Source organism: Roseivirga sp. UBA1976, from assembly GCF_002336325.1.
In the GTDB taxonomy this organism is placed as follows: Bacteria; Bacteroidota; Bacteroidia; order Cytophagales; family Cyclobacteriaceae; genus Roseivirga; species Roseivirga thermotolerans.
In genome coordinates, this window is the sequence record NZ_DDDQ01000162.1 from 1 (window position 1) to 14,002 (window position 14,002).

Annotated in this window: 16 protein-coding genes; 9 read left to right on the top strand and 7 right to left on the bottom strand. The window is 44.2% G+C overall.

Going from position 1 to position 14,002, the window contains the following annotated elements; translation table 11 throughout:
* The first annotated feature begins 110 nt into the window (after positions 1-110).
* Positions 111-560, top strand: a complete 450-nt coding sequence (locus B3763_RS16695; protein ID WP_189630890.1) for a hypothetical protein — start codon at positions 111-113, stop codon at positions 558-560.
* On the opposite strand, the gene B3763_RS16700 is transcribed toward B3763_RS16695, so the two are convergent.
* The 3 genes from B3763_RS16700 to B3763_RS16710 are packed head-to-tail and all read right to left on the bottom strand — an operon-like array spanning position 552 to position 2,478.
* Positions 552-1,193, bottom strand: coding sequence for an SCO family protein (locus B3763_RS16700; protein ID WP_286748004.1), 642 nt, complete (start codon positions 1,191-1,193; stop codon positions 552-554). The genes B3763_RS16695 and B3763_RS16700 overlap by 9 nt on opposite strands.
* Positions 1,159-1,737 (bottom strand): toxin-antitoxin system YwqK family antitoxin, encoded by a 579-nt coding sequence (locus tag B3763_RS16705; protein ID WP_286748006.1) that lies wholly within the window; start codon positions 1,735-1,737, stop codon positions 1,159-1,161. Before B3763_RS16705 ends, B3763_RS16700 begins: the two co-directional genes overlap by 35 nt.
* Positions 1,738-2,478 carry a YHYH protein gene (locus B3763_RS16710; protein ID WP_286748008.1) on the bottom strand — a complete coding sequence of 247 codons (741 nt, stop codon included), beginning with the start codon at positions 2,476-2,478 and terminating at the stop codon, positions 1,738-1,740.
* Positions 2,479-2,644: 166 nt separating this feature from the next.
* Here B3763_RS16710 and B3763_RS16715 point away from each other — a divergent pair, with 166 nt between their 5' ends.
* The 7 genes from B3763_RS16715 (at position 2,645) to B3763_RS16745 (ending at position 8,357) form a co-directional block, all read left to right on the top strand.
* On the top strand, positions 2,645-3,022 hold the full coding sequence (locus B3763_RS16715; RefSeq protein WP_286748010.1) for a Dabb family protein: 378 nt from the start codon (positions 2,645-2,647) through the stop codon (positions 3,020-3,022).
* 49 nt (positions 3,023-3,071) lie between these two features.
* Positions 3,072-3,782, top strand: coding sequence for a TIGR00266 family protein (locus B3763_RS16720; protein WP_286748012.1), 711 nt, complete (start codon positions 3,072-3,074; stop codon positions 3,780-3,782).
* 208 nt (positions 3,783-3,990) lie between these two features.
* Positions 3,991-4,131 (top strand): hypothetical protein, encoded by a 141-nt coding sequence (locus tag B3763_RS16725; RefSeq protein ID WP_286748014.1) that lies wholly within the window; start codon positions 3,991-3,993, stop codon positions 4,129-4,131.
* A gap of 867 nt (positions 4,132-4,998) precedes the next feature.
* The gene (locus tag B3763_RS16730) at positions 4,999-5,604 is read left to right on the top strand and encodes a hypothetical protein (RefSeq protein WP_189630897.1); all 606 of its coding nucleotides are present in this window, start codon (positions 4,999-5,001) and stop codon (positions 5,602-5,604) included.
* Between the two features lie 216 nt (positions 5,605-5,820).
* Positions 5,821-6,915, top strand: coding sequence for a L,D-transpeptidase family protein (locus B3763_RS16735; protein ID WP_286748017.1), 1,095 nt, complete (start codon positions 5,821-5,823; stop codon positions 6,913-6,915).
* A 1-nt stretch (position 6,916) separates the two neighbouring features.
* The gene (locus B3763_RS16740; protein WP_286748019.1) at positions 6,917-7,564 is read left to right on the top strand and encodes a L,D-transpeptidase; all 648 of its coding nucleotides are present in this window, start codon (positions 6,917-6,919) and stop codon (positions 7,562-7,564) included.
* A gap of 28 nt (positions 7,565-7,592) precedes the next feature.
* Complete coding sequence (locus B3763_RS16745) at positions 7,593-8,357, top strand: hypothetical protein (protein ID WP_286748021.1); 765 nt, start codon at positions 7,593-7,595, stop codon at positions 8,355-8,357.
* 93 nt (positions 8,358-8,450) lie between these two features.
* Here B3763_RS16745 and B3763_RS16750 read toward each other — a convergent pair whose 3' ends face one another.
* The 3 genes from B3763_RS16750 to B3763_RS16760 form a co-directional block, all read right to left on the bottom strand.
* On the bottom strand, positions 8,451-8,888 hold the full coding sequence (locus tag B3763_RS16750; protein ID WP_286748023.1) for a hypothetical protein: 438 nt from the start codon (positions 8,886-8,888) through the stop codon (positions 8,451-8,453).
* A 217-nt stretch (positions 8,889-9,105) separates the two neighbouring features.
* Positions 9,106-10,344 (bottom strand): cation:proton antiporter, encoded by a 1,239-nt coding sequence (locus B3763_RS16755; protein ID WP_189630901.1) that lies wholly within the window; start codon positions 10,342-10,344, stop codon positions 9,106-9,108.
* A gap of 521 nt (positions 10,345-10,865) precedes the next feature.
* On the bottom strand, positions 10,866-12,479 hold the full coding sequence (locus tag B3763_RS16760) for a hypothetical protein (protein ID WP_286748025.1): 1,614 nt from the start codon (positions 12,477-12,479) through the stop codon (positions 10,866-10,868).
* A 122-nt stretch (positions 12,480-12,601) separates the two neighbouring features.
* Between B3763_RS16760 and B3763_RS16765 the strand changes: the two genes are divergently transcribed.
* Positions 12,602-13,348, top strand: coding sequence for an HpcH/HpaI aldolase family protein (locus B3763_RS16765; RefSeq protein ID WP_286748027.1), 747 nt, complete (start codon positions 12,602-12,604; stop codon positions 13,346-13,348).
* 81 nt (positions 13,349-13,429) lie between these two features.
* Here B3763_RS16765 and B3763_RS16770 read toward each other — a convergent pair whose 3' ends face one another.
* Positions 13,430-13,849 carry a hypothetical protein gene (locus B3763_RS16770; RefSeq protein ID WP_286748029.1) on the bottom strand — a complete coding sequence of 140 codons (420 nt, stop codon included), beginning with the start codon at positions 13,847-13,849 and terminating at the stop codon, positions 13,430-13,432.
* Between the last annotated feature and the right edge of the window lie 153 nt (positions 13,850-14,002).

Below are 14,002 nucleotides of genomic sequence, written 5' to 3' on the forward strand. Positions count from 1 at the left end.
TTAGGTGAAAAAGAGCCCCGATGGTAACATTGGGGCTGCTTTATTTTAATCTTTAATCGATTGTTTATCAGGATATTGGTGGTTAATAATTACTACCTTTGCAGAGCCGTATGATTTCTTCAACCTTAACTTTAGTCTGTGCCTTGGCCGGACTTATTTTAGTGCGTTTTGCCCGAAAACCACTAACCAAAATGGTCACAGTAATGCTCGCCTTGTCTAGCATTATCTATCTCGATCCCATAATGGGTATAGGCCCTTTTGGTACCTATGTATTTGCTTTTTGCTCAGTGTTAGCTTCTGTGGAGTCCGCCAATTCGTTAAACCTGAAAAACTACCACAAAGCCTTTCTCATTGGTACTGCTGTTGTAATAGTACTCATTACGGTTTCCGAGGTGCTTGGCTTCGATGAGATGATTCCCAAATATATTTTCGGAATGCTCTACCTGTTAGGATTCGGTGTGCTCTTTCTTAAAAGCTTTAAGAAAATAAAATCGAGGTTGGGAATATTGGTGGTATGGTCGGCCGAGGCTATAAAATGGTGTGCCGAATTGTTAGCCTGAAGTCAGGAGAGTCTGTAAATCCTCCTTCAGTCGTTTCATCTCCAGGCTCAGCGTACCGTTATATACCCCTCGAATTCTTCCGCTACCATCTACCAAAATGAAGTTTTCGGTATGCAAAAATTCATTTGAGTTTTTGTTCAGCCCCATTTCTTTTTCAGCAAAGAAAGATTTTCGAGCCAGAGTATAAATGGCGCCTGTGTCTCCGGTGAGTAAATGCCATTGCTTGTCATCAATTGCACGAGCTTCAGCGTAGTCTCGTAGCACCGTCACCGAATCGGCCCAGGGCATTACGCTAAAAGAAACCAGTTGCACTTCGCTGGCTTCATAGCTATTTTGAATTTCTGCCAGGTTGCTGGTCATTTTAGGGCAAATGCTTGGACACAAGGTAAAGAAGAAGTCAGCCACATAAGGAGTTCCTTTCAATTGTTCGCTTCCAAACAGAACCCCATTCTGATCGATAAACTGAAACGGGGCAATAGTATGGATTTGACCAAAGGCTCCGTCATTGCTAGAAATCCATTCAGGGCTAAAGCTGGCCGAATTAAAAAACGGCAAGCCCTCAGTTTTTTTGGGGCTATGGCAGGCAGTGAGACCTACACTAATAATCAATGGCAGTAAAACCTTCAATTTCATTGCTTACAGATTTACAGTTCTTTAGTCCTATTAGGCCATATCTGCGGCCGTTTTTTACCACATAGTTGGCGCGAATGCTTCCGTCTTCATTCCACATTTTTTGTGGGCCATCCTCTTTGCCTTTTTGGTAAGTCATAGCCCTTAACAAAGTGCCTGACTCAGACCATTCTTTGCTAATGCCTTCCGCTATACCATCTCTAAACGAGTACATGAACTTTTGTTGACCATTGGGCCACCAGCCCAGGTGCAGGCCACTTTTCCGATTTTGCATGTAATAGCGTTTATAAGCCAACTGCCCGCTTTCATAATAGCCCCTTTGTCTGCCCTGGCGCTTGCCATTTGAGTAGTGCCGAACAGCCTTTATTTCGCCTCTTGGGTAATACTCTATGGCCCTGCCTGTGTAAGGTTTATCCTTATGGTAAAAAAGGCCCCCCTGCCTTTTCAGCTCGTTGGCATCAATGGTGTGGTGAGGTATTCTTGCTACAGTCACTATAACCACCAGCACAAGAATAAACAAGATGCTATAAGGACTCAGTCGTTTCATTTAGTTGGTCACCGTTCCTGCAACACCATAAAAACCACTGCCATTAATATAAGGGTCGGCATCGGTGAAGTGATAATGATAAATACCCTCCGGATAGTCAGTTGTGGCATGGTTATGCCCATGAAATTCGTCCAATTGCCCATTATTCACCCGACTACCGTTTTCTACCGGGCCATACACCGGATACCCGTCCAGTAACCAACCCAGAAGAGCATCAGACCCATTGTTTGTGGTTAGGTAAAGAGGTTCCTGGTGGTAATGGTAGTTGCCCGAGTTGGCCGGGTGTCCCAGATACTGATCAAAAGAATCGATTTCGTTGGTTAAAGGCTGATTATTGGGGCCTGCATACTGATTGAAAAAAACAACCCCATTCAGGCTAATGCCTATAGCACCCAGAGGCGTGGCTTCGTTTTGGGTGGCGGGAGTAGGGTTGAGGGGAATTCGCAGGGTAATGTTTTGCTCGGCTATGGTATTAGGGTTTCTGTGGAAATTGCTGTTGCTGCCATTGTATGCTTCGTATCGCGAGTCTGTCTGGCTAAAGTATGGGCTGGGGTGGTTGGGGATGTCGTCTGTTTCAATGACTAAAAATTCTCCTTCAACATAAAGCGTTACGTTATCTGTAAAGCGTTGATAAACAGCCGGTACATCTGTAACCTCATCTTGAGGCGCATTACCATCGCCAGGGTCGGAGCAAGACAGTGCAAGTAGAAGAGTTGAAAAAAGTAGTGTCTTTTGTTTCATGGTTAATTATGGTTTTGCTTCTTAGATGCCAGCCCGGTAGATAACTTGCGGATGAACCTTAAATTTCTGTCACTTTTAGAAATTGAGGGTGAACCTGTTGGTTCAATGGAGATAGCTTGTGCTTCAGATACTCCTCTTAACTTTGAAATTAACACTGCGCTAAACCATGAAGAGAATCGCTATACTGCTAATGAGTTTGTTACTTATGAACTCTTGTAATCGACCATTACCCGAAATGAAAGGTGAACTCCGGCACGTGGTGACTTTTAAGTTTATTCCTGAAGCCACAAAAGATCAGGTAAACCGTCTTATTGAAGATTTTGCCGGCCTGCAACAGCAAATAGATTTAGTTAAATCTTTGGAGTGGGGGCTCAACGTGAGTCCTGAAGGGTACGATAAAGGTATGACCCATGTTTTTTTGCTCACCTTTAAAAACGAAAAGGACAGAGATTTGTACCTTATTCACCCGGCTCATGTAGCCTTTGGACGTAAACATGGGCAACTTATTGAAGATTCTGTAGTAGTAGATTACAAGGCCGAATAAGCCCAAGCAATATTGAAACGATATTACAATTAAATACTTAACTAACATTATGGCACACGAAATAGACTATGAATTAATAGGAGATGATATGCAATTGGTGGAGGTAACGCTCGACCCACAGGAAACAGTAAGAGCTGAAGCCGGAACAATGATGTATATGGACCAAGGCATCCAAATGGAAACCGGTACAGGAGGCGGACTTATGAAAGGACTTAAGCGGATGTTTACCGGAGAGAGCTTCTTCATTACCTCTTTTACCAACATAGGTACCGGTCGGCAAAAAGTAGGTTTTGCCTCACCTTACCCCGGAAAAATTGTCCCTATAGATTTACTTAAAATGGGAGGGGAGTTTCTCTGTCAGAAAGATGCCTTCTTATGTGCCGCCTATGGGGTTGAAATAGAAGTTGCCTTTACCAAGCGTCTTGGAGCCGGACTTTTTGGAGGCGAAGGATTTATTCTTCAGCGACTTACGGGTGACGGACTGGCTTTTATTCATGCAGGAGGAACCATTATTGAAAGAGACTTGCAGCCCGGAGAAACCCTACGTGTAGACACCGGTTGTGTAGTGGCTTTTAGCCGCACCGTCAATTACGATATTCAGTTTGTAGGTGGGTTTAAAAATGCTCTTTTTGGAGGAGAAGGACTGTTTTTGGTCAACCTGCAGGGACCCGGTAAGGTGTATTTGCAAAGCCTTCCATTCAGTAAGTTGGTCGATCGGATTCATCATGCCTTACCTCCGGCCAGAAGGGGCAACGACTAGAGGAGTTTATGTTGAAAGCGCGAAGCATGAAGCTAGTAGCGTGAAGCCGGGTTTCGGTATTCCAACACCTGACTTCGGGTATCTGCAATCTCCAGCCTTCTCCTTTTCTATGCTGAGCGAAGCCGAAGCATCTGCCCAATGTTTAAGCTTAGGCAGATCCCACCTAAAGTCGGGAAGGGAAAAGGGCTGGGAGTTAAAGGCGGGAAGCATGAAGCTTGCAGCAGGAAGCCGGGTTTCCATATTCCAACACCTGGCTTCGAGTATCTATGACCTCAACCTTCTCCTTTTCCATGCTGAGCGAAGCCGAAGCATCTACCCAATGTTTAAGCTCAGGCAGTTCCCTCCCTAAAGTCGGGATGGGAAAAAGAGCTGAGAGTTGAAAGCGTGAAGCATGAAGCTAGTAGCGTGAAGCCGTGTTTCCACAATCCAATACCTGACTTTGGGTATCTGCAATTTCCAGCCTTATCCTTTTCCATGCTGAGCGAAGCCGAAGCATCTGCCAGTATTTAAACTTGGGCAGATCCCTCCCTAAAGCCGGGATGGGAAAAAGAGCTGAGAGTTAAAGGCGGGAAGCAGGAAGCTAGTGGCGTGAAGCCGTGTTTCCGTATTCTAACATCTGGCTTCGAGTATCTATGACCTCAACCTTCTCCTTTTCCATGCTGAGCGCAGCCGAAGCATCTATCTAATGAGATTCACTTCTGCAGATCCCTCCCTAAAGTCGGGATGGGAAAAAGAGCTGAGAGTTAAAGGCGGGAAGCATGAAGCTAGTAGCGTGAAGCCGTGTTTCCATAATCCAACACCTGGCTTCGGGTATCTGCAATCTCCAGCCTTCTCCTTTTCCATGCTGAGCGAAGCCGAAGCATCTATCTAATGAGATTCACTTCTGCAGATCCCTCCGTAAAGTCGGGATGGGAAAAGGGCTGGGAGTTGAAAGCGGGAAGCATGAAGCTAGTGGCATGAAGCCGAGTTTCCGTATTCCAACACCTGGCTTTGTGCATCGGTAATCTCTAGCCTTCTCCTTTTCCATGCTGAGCGCAGCCGAAGCATCTGTTATGGTTTTTAATTTTCTGTATTTCAATTAGTTATAAAAGGTTTCGCTTTTTTAAAAATATTTTTGCCTTCCACCTGTGACCTTTTTCTAAGGTTACGTCATATGCTCGAAAAATGAAGAAGCCCACAGGGCATACTAAAACTAAAAACAGAGTAATAACTAATTATGAAAACCAAGTACACATTTATCAGTGCATTGTTTATTGCCATTATTGGCCTTTCATCTTGTGCTGAGCTGCCTCAGGCAGAAGTAGACGCTGCTAATGCTGCTATTGAGCAGGCAAAAGCTGCAGGTGCCGATGTTTATGTAGCCGATCAATTCCAGGCGCTTAACGATTCTATGGCTGTTGCTATGACTAGCCTTGAAGAGCAAAAATCTAAATTCTTCAAGAACTACAGCAAAACCGTAGAGAAGCTAAACGCTGTAACTGAAATGGCCGGACAAGTGACTGCTAACACCAACGAGGCAATTGAGTCGTTGAAAGCAGAAATCGAGTTTGCCATTACAGAGGTTCAAAACCTGGTGGTTGAAGGCAGAAACTTAATTAGCGAGGCCCCGAGAGGTAAAGAAGGCGCAACTGCCCTTGTTGCCATCAAAGCTGAGCTAGATGTAATTGAGTCTGCTGTAAACGAGTCAAACGCCATGTATCAGAACGGTGAGTTGAAACCAACCATGGAAAAACTTAGCGCTGCCAGAGAAAAGGCAAGTGCCATAAATACAGAATTAACAGAAGTGATCAGCAAATACAAAACTGCTTCTAACAGAAAGTAATGTATTTGTAATTGGTTGAAGGTCCCCGGAAAGGCTTCGGCCCCAAGGGGATTTTTATTATAAGACAGTTGGCTAAGTCTCGGAGACTGGCAATTGCTTCATCGGCTACCATTTAGGTGGTTTAAGGTTGACGAAGCATGTGAAGTTGGGGTAGTTTCTGAGGCAACCCACTTTTCGAGATTTGGCCAACTGTTTGCTTTTTAGAGAGGTGCGTTCATGAAGTTGAAAAGGTTGTTTTTGGCCATAATGGCCCTAATTATTCTCACAGTTGTTCTAAGAGTGATTTTCTTGCCGAAGCCCCCCGTACAAGTGTTGGAGGCAGCCCGCGAAAAGATTTCACAGGCCGAAAAACAGAAGGCTGGTGCATATGCCACACGGCAGTTGCAACAAGCTACGGCTCATTACGATTCGGCCATGACCGGCTGGACACAGCAAAACAGGCGTTTTCTGTTGCTAAGAAATTTTAAAACAGTAGAGCAGCATGCCCAAAAAGCAGCTCAAATAGCCGAACAAGCTGCAAATACAGCCTCGCAAGCCGCTAAAAAGGCGCTGAATGCTTATCTCCACAGGCTGGCATCTGTAGAAAATCAGTTAAGACAATTCGATACTCAATTCAAGCATTTGCCACTCAGCAAGGAAGAAGTAAAGCTTTTGGCAAGTAGCAAGCTGGTTCAACAAGAACTTAACAATGCCCTGGCTCAGGATAATCTGGAAGCGCTCGAGAAAAGACTCGATAAACTGGAAACAGATACGCGCCAACTTTCAGAAAGGGCAAAAAAACTGGTGGCCGAACTGGAACAGGAAATTCCGCAGTGGAACAGGCTGGTAAACCAAGCCATAGAAGAGTCCAAAAGAAAGGGTACAGCTCTTTTGGTGGTGGAAAAGTATGAGCGAAAATGCACCATATACAAAGCCGGCAAAGCTGTGGCCAGCTACAAGGTAGAGCTGGGTGCCAACTGGATGGGAGACAAGTTGAAGGCCGGTGATAAAACAACCCCGGAAGGTCATTACAAAGTCGTTCGTAAAAAGAAGAACGGACAAACCCGATACTACAAAGCGTTATTGCTCGATTATCCCAACGAGGAAGACAAAAAGCGATTTAAGCAAAACAAGGCCAATGGCCTAATACCCGCCAATGCCTCTATTGGCAACCTGATTGAAATACATGGCGATGGAGGTAAGGGGATTGACTGGACCGATGGTTGTATTGCCCTGGAAAACAAGGATATGGATAAGATTTTTGATGCTGTTGTAGAAAATACCCCTGTAGTAATTGTAGGGGCTTTAACCGTGCCCGGAAAGGGTAAATAATATGATTACAAAAGTGCATAAATCAGTTTGGATATCGGCTTCTGTGGTAGCTGCACTTGTAGTACTGTTCAACTTGCAGCCTCTTGCCATTGCCTTGGCCACCATCAGTTGGTCGCCTGGTGTAAGTGATTCAACACTGATGGCTTTAGAGCATACGGGCCAAAAAGAACTCAAAGAACTCGATCAGAAACTGAGGGTAAATGTTCCCAAAGGACACTACCTCGTAGTGAATAGTACGGTCAACGAGTTTTACCTATACAAAGGAGAACAAATGGTGAAGAAAGACATTTGCTCTACCGGTAGTTATGTGCTGCTCAAAAAAAGCGAAAAAGAAAAGTGGATGTTCAAAACACCTAAAGGAGAGTTTAGGATTAGGAATAAAACCAAAGATCCGGTTTGGAAAAAGCCAGACTGGGCCTTTGTGGAAGAAGGGCTGCCGGTACCATCGGCCAACCACCCGTCTCGTTTCGAATATGGAGTACTGGGCGACTATTCTCTGAGCCTGGGCGATGGATACCTCATTCATGGCACCTTGTTTCAGCGATTTCTGGGACTTCCTGTCACCCACGGGTGTATTCGTCTCGATGACGAAAACCTTGAGCTGGTTTATAAGTCGCTGCCCATGGGTTCCAAGGTGTTTATATTCTAAAAAAATGAGTCTGTCAATAATCCGGTCAATGAAACACAAGCGTACCGCTTTGGTGGTGGGAGTTGGCCTATGCCTGATACTTTTGGTTACATTGGCTCAATGGGTAATGGCACCAATACATAAGCTGAATGATTGGGAAAAGCCCATTGAAGCATCTCGTGCAAAGAATGGGCCTTGGCCGGTTAATACGGCTCCATTGGACTCCCTTCAACGTGAACTGGCTCTACGAAAGGCTCTCTTGGAATTGCCGAAAAAGGACTCTGTTCATTTGCTAATTAACCTGGCAGACAGCAGTATTAACCTGTTTATGAATGGATTAACCATCTATCAGGCAAAAGCCACCGGCATTGAGGTTGACCCACTGATAAAGCGACTGAACACATCGGTATATTGGGCACAGTGGAGTATTCCTCGAAAAACAGTCTTCTCGCAAGCAAACATTGTAAAGGAGCCTGTGATCGAAAAGGTGGCTCCCAAAACTCAGGAAGAGTTTTTGGCTTCTGTAACTTCTCCCGACTCGTTAATCTACGACCCGGCTTTCGTGCACCTTGCCTTAGACAATGGCACACAGCTTATTTTAAGCGATGAGGCCAACAAGTTTGGAGGGAGAACAGGACGTAAGCTATACTCGGCCTATCGTTGGAGGAGGAGAGGGGTATTTCTAAAATCGGTGATTACATTCAGCCAATATACGTACGAGCCCAAAGTTTATCTGGAAGCAGAAAACAAAGCTTTAACCGCTATATATAGAGCCCTTCCTGAACAGCCCAAAGTAGTGATCTACTATCGTTGATTCAAGGAAGCTCAACGCAGCTGTTTTATATCGGCCTTGGGGTTCATATAAAAAAGTATCAGTCGAAGTTGCTTAGATATCAACTTTTAAAGTTCATTTTAATAGGTCGACAACTCTTTGGAAAGCTTCTTTCAATTGATGGAACGAGCAATTGGCATGAGCCATTGCATTAAGTCTTTTTAAACCAATAGTCTTTTGACCTCCGAGATTTTGGTTAAGAACTGCTGTTGGAATAATAAAGAAACTCCACTGATTAAGATCCATTGGATCAATAGATGATTGATCTTTACAGTGCAGTAGGCAGAAAATATAGACGTCCGAATGGCGACCAAGTGTGCCTGCGTAGGTGTTGGTGTCTGGATTGAATCTTTTTGTTTCTCTAATATTAAAGGTAATGTTCGAATAATTACTCTGTCTCCAAGACTGTATATACGAAGCAGACTTAATTTCGATTTTCACTCCTTCACTTGTGATAAGATCCCAATTCTCCCATTCTTTCCGACTGTGGGATTGAAGGCTGAGTGCTTTCATTACTAAGTACTCAGCAAGAATTCCTCTAGTTCTGTTTTCAAGTAGATTCGATTGATTCCATTGCCAAAAGTCAGTTATGTTAAAGTTTTCTTCAACTTCAGATGTGTGGAATTTCCGTTTACAATCTATAGGTGCGTTTGTGAATTCGGGTAGCATGACTCAGCCTATAATTTCTATTGTATTAGAATCTGTCTCAATAGTGCCATGTATGCACACTCTACTTGCGCAGTACCCGCTTCACCAATGGCCCAATGGTGAGGCCTTGGCCGATAATGGAGAAAACCACAATGACATAGGTTACGGTTAAGAATAGCTCCCGCTCCATTTCAGGCTGCAGAGATAGAGCCAATGCTATAGAGATACCTCCGCGTATTCCGCCCCAGGTCATAATAAGATCGGTTTTAGGAATAAACTCCAATTTCTTATTGAAAAGCATAATTGGACCCTTCAGGGCAATGTATCGCGCAATCAGCGTAATAGGAATGGCTAGTATTCCGAGTAAAATGTACTCTCCGTTAATTACCACAATTAATAGCTCGAAGCCAATGAGTACAAAGAGAATGGCATTCAGAAATACATCGACCAATTCCCAAAACTTATCCACGTAGTTTTGGGTAGTATCGGACCAGGCAATTTCTGGCGATTTGTTGCCTATGAAAATTCCGGCCACTACCACGGCAAGAGGCCCTGAAAAGTGTACGTAATGAGCAATGGTATAAATACCCATTACAAGCGCAAGGGTAATCATTACCTCCGTTTCGTAATGGTCAATCGTGCGCATAATTTGAAAACCCAGCCAGCCAAGTACCAAACCCAGAGCAATACCACCAAACACTTCTTCGAAGAATAAAAGACCAACTTCTTCGGCTTCTACTGAGGCAATACCTTTTTGGGCAATGGCGAAAATAACAAGGAAAACCACTACGCCTACGCCATCATTGAAGAGCGATTCGCCCACAATTTTAATCTCAAGTTTCTTGGGTGCTTTAGCGTCTTTTAATATGCCCAGTACAGCAATAGGGTCGGTAGGAGATATAAGTGCACCAAACAAAAGGCAATAGATGAATTCAATGGGGTGACCAACTGCTTGCGTAACAAAATAGAAAATACCCCCAATTATAAAAGTTGAAGTGATTACCCCAAACGTGGCGAATAGCATTATTGGCCAGCGCTGTTTGGAAAGCTCATCCAGTTTGGTGTGCAGTGCTCCGGCAAAGAGCAGGAAACTCAGCATTACTTCGAGCAATACAGTTTTGAAATCTATGGATTGAATTAGCTGTTTAGACTGCTCCAGTATACTATGATTGAACTGCCCCAGGGCCAGAATAACCAGTGTAAAACACATGGCAATAATCATCAGGCCAATGGTAAAGGGTAGTTTCAGGAAGCGGGTGTTTATGAATGCGAAAGCAGCAGAGAGTACCGTAAGAATGGTGATGATTGCAAAAATGTCCATAGGTTGTGCAATGGTTTAGACCTATGGCAAAATAAGTTGTTTGCTTCATATTGCCCAACGGCTTTATTGAATTGTGTGCAAATCACGCTTGAGCCTAGATATCGGATATTCAAAACTTGGTTCTTCCTTCACGTCCCAGTTTTCCCCTTCCCGACTTTAGAGAGGGATCTGCCCAAGCTTAAATATTGGGTAGATGCTTCGGCTTCGCTCGGCATAGAAAAGGAGAAGGCTGGAGATTGCAGATACCCAAAGTCGGGTGTTAGAACACGGAAAACCGGCTTCACGCTATTAGCTTCAGACTTCTCGCTTTCAACTCCCAGCCCTTTCCCTTCCTGACTTTAGGGAGGGATCTGCCTAAGCTTAAACATTGGGCAGATGCTTCGGCTGAGCTCGGCATGGAAAAGGATAAGGCTGGAAATTGCAGATACCCAAAGTCGGGTATTAGAACACGGAAACCCGGCTTCATGCCACTAGCTTCATGCTTCATGCTTCACGCTTCATGCTTCCCGCTTCCCGCCCCCTCAATCCTGCATCACTAACTGATAAATAAGCTTGGGTAGAACGCCCTGGGCAAATCCGTCAATCAGTCCTCCGGCATATAAATCGAGGTGATCCTTGTAGGGCGGTCGCTTATAAGAGTAGCTGATGGTTAAAGGTTCGCCCTGCTTATCGGTTTTGTTGCTGCCACGAACCAATAGGTTACCCAAACCAGACTGCAACCACCGTTTATCATTAGCTTTATTAGTCAGTGAAAATTTAAAATCAGAATAGCGGAGAGTCATTTGGCCCTGGTTTAGTAAGGTGCCTCCCGTACCACTAAAAGCTATATGTTCAAGTGTGCCGTTTTCCATCTGCACACGGGTCAAATTGGCAATGAGCGGATTGAGCGCAGTAAATTTCATAGATTCAATTTCCCCTTTGTAACTGTGTTTTTCCGGGGTAGAAAGGGGGAGGTTCAGTTGTAACCAAAAGGCCGATGCGTTCATAAAGCGTCCATTAAACTGTGCCTGAATAGTGGTGCGCTGTCGTGTATTTATTGGTGCTATTAAAGCATTCAACCGACTGAGTACCAGGTTGCCGGGTTGTACCTCATTGCTGTATATCCGGTAGTCTATATGCCCGTCTATTATCTGCACACTATCTAATTCAACCTCAAGGGGCAGAGCGAGTAATGATTCATGAAACAGTCGTTTGTATTGGTTTTCATTGAGCGGAAGACTCTTGTGACGATGAATAGTCACCCGCGGCTTGTAGAGTTTTAGGGAACTACCATCAATGGACTGCCGATTTTTGAGTGTCCTGAAATTATCGGAGTGGTAAACCATAGAATCGGTAGTGATTTGGAAAACCGACCTTCGGTACTTCGAGTGGGCAGCCATTTGAACCGGATTGCCTTGAGGTTCCATGCTAAGCCCGAGGCAACGCAGTACCTCTTTTTGATAATCGAAGTGCATCTGATCGATGGAATAGCTGTATTGCCCATCACGAGGTTTCATTTTTAGCTTCTTGAGAGCCAGTTTGAACTGGTCTAAAGTAGCCGAATGGAGAAAATTAAGGTTAGATTCAATGTTAAGGTTTAGGTTCTCGATTGCCAGATCCAGTTGTTGCCCTGTCCCTAGGGTATCGCGGTGGTTGCGATCGGCCAAAAAAGAAGCCTTTCCTTCTTTTATGTTTAGTTTGCCTACTACAATATGCCTAATGGGCTGTGATGTTTCCTTTTCAGTATGGTTGGTTTTTGCCTTGGAATCATCGGTCACAAAGAATATCATTTCCGGCCTGTCTATCTCTATTCGTCCGGTCTTAATGGTTGATCCAAAAAGGAGTTCAAACACATTGATTTCTAATACATCGAGCTTTTCTGCCTTAAAGAAAAGGGGAGGATGAAGTGAGCCTACCGAGTGGCTGCTGGTGTCGGATCGAAAGGTGACGCCTTGGTATTGCACATTAAACCCTGAAGTAGAAAGGGAGGTAGCGCTCTTTTGGAAAGTGAGCGTGTAGAATCCGCCAAAGGTGGTTTTAATCTCTTTTTTGAGTTGATTGTTGACTATGCCTTTGAGAAAAAACGTGGCAAATATGACTAAAAGCCCCACAATAATCAGTAGCGAAATACCAATGCGTTTCAGTGTTTTTCTCATGGGGCTGTTCATAGGCGCCAAAACTATGCAGTTTGCTCATGCCACTGGCTTTGTCAACTTAAAGCCGATATTCTGAAAGGTACTGAAAAGCAAAAGTTTGTCAAAGCTCATTATCTTGAGCTATGAACCTGAAAAAAAGACTGCAGCAGGGAGAAACACTATTGGGTACGCTATTGAGCCTGCCTTCTCCTGAAATAGCTGAGATAATGAGCCAGGTGGGCTTCGATTGGTTGTTTATCGACCTTGAGCACGGGCCGCATGGAGTTTTGGAGTTGCAACGGATGCTTCAGGCTATGAAACCGGAATGTAGCGCTTTGGTGCGGGTGGCGGAGCTGAGCGAGGCTAGTATTAAAAAGGTGCTCGATACTGGGGCTGAAGGCATTATTGTACCGAAAGTCAATTCGGCCGAGGAGGCTGGACGAATTGTTTCTTATGCCAAATACCCAACGCAAGGGGTGCGCGGAGTGGGTGCGGCTCGTGCTCATGGCTATGGACTTAGCTTTAAGGAGTATGTAGAGAAGGCCAATGAGCAAACGCTGGTGGTTATTCAAATAGAGCACTTCGAAGGCGTGAATCACATCAATGAAATAGTGGAGGTTGAAGGGATTGATGTGGTTTTTATTGGGCCTTATGATCTTTCTGCCAGTTTTGGAGTGGCCGGGCAAGTAGAGCATGTGCTGGTGAAAGTAGCCATCGATAAAGTTGAAAAAGCTTGTGATAAAGCAGGAATTCCCATGGGCTACTTTGGTACTACTCCGGAGGCGGTTAAACCTTTCAGGCAGAAGGAACGCTACCAACTTATTGCCTGCGGAACAGATACCGGAATTTTGATTGAAAAAGGGAAAAGTGTTTTAAAAGAGTTAGGCTAAGTCAAGATTCATTTTTAGAAAGTCAACAGCAGAGTTGTGGCGGTTAGTAAGTATAAAAACCTCTACTGCGGAATATGTCTTTTAGGCCATAAAACTCTGGCTTTCTTCTTGAATATCTCTTAGAAGTGAATTTGCCCCAAGGAACAGTCCAAAGGGAATACATATACCAAATAGTTCGTGGAGTTTACTGGAGTCTATTGCATCAAAAATGGTTAGAATCCCAAAAGAAGCAGAACCAAGTATGCCGAAAATTGCGAAAAGTTTAAGCATAATTAACAAGGCTACTTTATTGAATTTGTTTAGTAATCTAACCTTGGTTGTGAGCTTGTAAATTAGAGCGAAGTAGTAGTAGAGCATGTGATATCCGAGGTTAATGAGAATAGCCTCAAAGAGCCTGCCTGAAAGATCGCTATTCCTCGAGAAGATTAAATGCATGACACTCAACGATAGGTTTACGTATCCAATAACTCTATGATAATTTTTAATCTCTGATTTAGTCATGAAGCGATTTACGAGTTGTGTGTTGTTAGTTTAACCTGAGTTCAATGTACGAAAAGAACGTCATGCCGGAAAAACAGGCCTTAAGCTCTCAAAAAGGGCTGTTTTCCCGGTATCTCAACAGAGCCTAAATGAGATTGCGGATATTTTCCTTTG

Excerpts from the sequence above, each read along its gene's own strand:
- B3763_RS16760 (WP_286748025.1), bottom strand. The coding sequence starts at position 12,479 with ATGAGAAAAACACTGAAACGCATTGGTATTTCGCTACTGATTATTGTG.
- B3763_RS16755 (WP_189630901.1), bottom strand. The coding sequence starts at position 10,344 with ATGGACATTTTTGCAATCATCACCATTCTTACGGTACTCTCTGCTGCT.
- B3763_RS16725 (WP_286748014.1), top strand. The coding sequence starts at position 3,991 with ATGAAGCTTGCAGCAGGAAGCCGGGTTTCCATATTCCAACACCTGGCT.
- B3763_RS16735 (WP_286748017.1), top strand. The coding sequence starts at position 5,821 with ATGAAGTTGAAAAGGTTGTTTTTGGCCATAATGGCCCTAATTATTCTC.
- B3763_RS16705 (WP_286748006.1), bottom strand. The coding sequence starts at position 1,737 with ATGAAACGACTGAGTCCTTATAGCATCTTGTTTATTCTTGTGCTGGTG.
- B3763_RS16710 (WP_286748008.1), bottom strand. The coding sequence starts at position 2,478 with ATGAAACAAAAGACACTACTTTTTTCAACTCTTCTACTTGCACTGTCT.
- B3763_RS16765 (WP_286748027.1), top strand. The coding sequence starts at position 12,602 with ATGAACCTGAAAAAAAGACTGCAGCAGGGAGAAACACTATTGGGTACG.
- B3763_RS16770 (WP_286748029.1), bottom strand. The coding sequence starts at position 13,849 with ATGACTAAATCAGAGATTAAAAATTATCATAGAGTTATTGGATACGTA.
- B3763_RS16740 (WP_286748019.1), top strand. The coding sequence starts at position 6,917 with ATGATTACAAAAGTGCATAAATCAGTTTGGATATCGGCTTCTGTGGTA.
- B3763_RS16750 (WP_286748023.1), bottom strand. The coding sequence starts at position 8,888 with ATGAAAGCACTCAGCCTTCAATCCCACAGTCGGAAAGAATGGGAGAAT.
- B3763_RS16700 (WP_286748004.1), bottom strand. The coding sequence starts at position 1,193 with ATGAAATTGAAGGTTTTACTGCCATTGATTATTAGTGTAGGTCTCACT.
- B3763_RS16720 (WP_286748012.1), top strand. The coding sequence starts at position 3,072 with ATGGCACACGAAATAGACTATGAATTAATAGGAGATGATATGCAATTG.
- B3763_RS16745 (WP_286748021.1), top strand. The coding sequence starts at position 7,593 with ATGAAACACAAGCGTACCGCTTTGGTGGTGGGAGTTGGCCTATGCCTG.
- B3763_RS16695 (WP_189630890.1), top strand. The coding sequence starts at position 111 with ATGATTTCTTCAACCTTAACTTTAGTCTGTGCCTTGGCCGGACTTATT.
- B3763_RS16715 (WP_286748010.1), top strand. The coding sequence starts at position 2,645 with ATGAAGAGAATCGCTATACTGCTAATGAGTTTGTTACTTATGAACTCT.
- B3763_RS16730 (WP_189630897.1), top strand. The coding sequence starts at position 4,999 with ATGAAAACCAAGTACACATTTATCAGTGCATTGTTTATTGCCATTATT.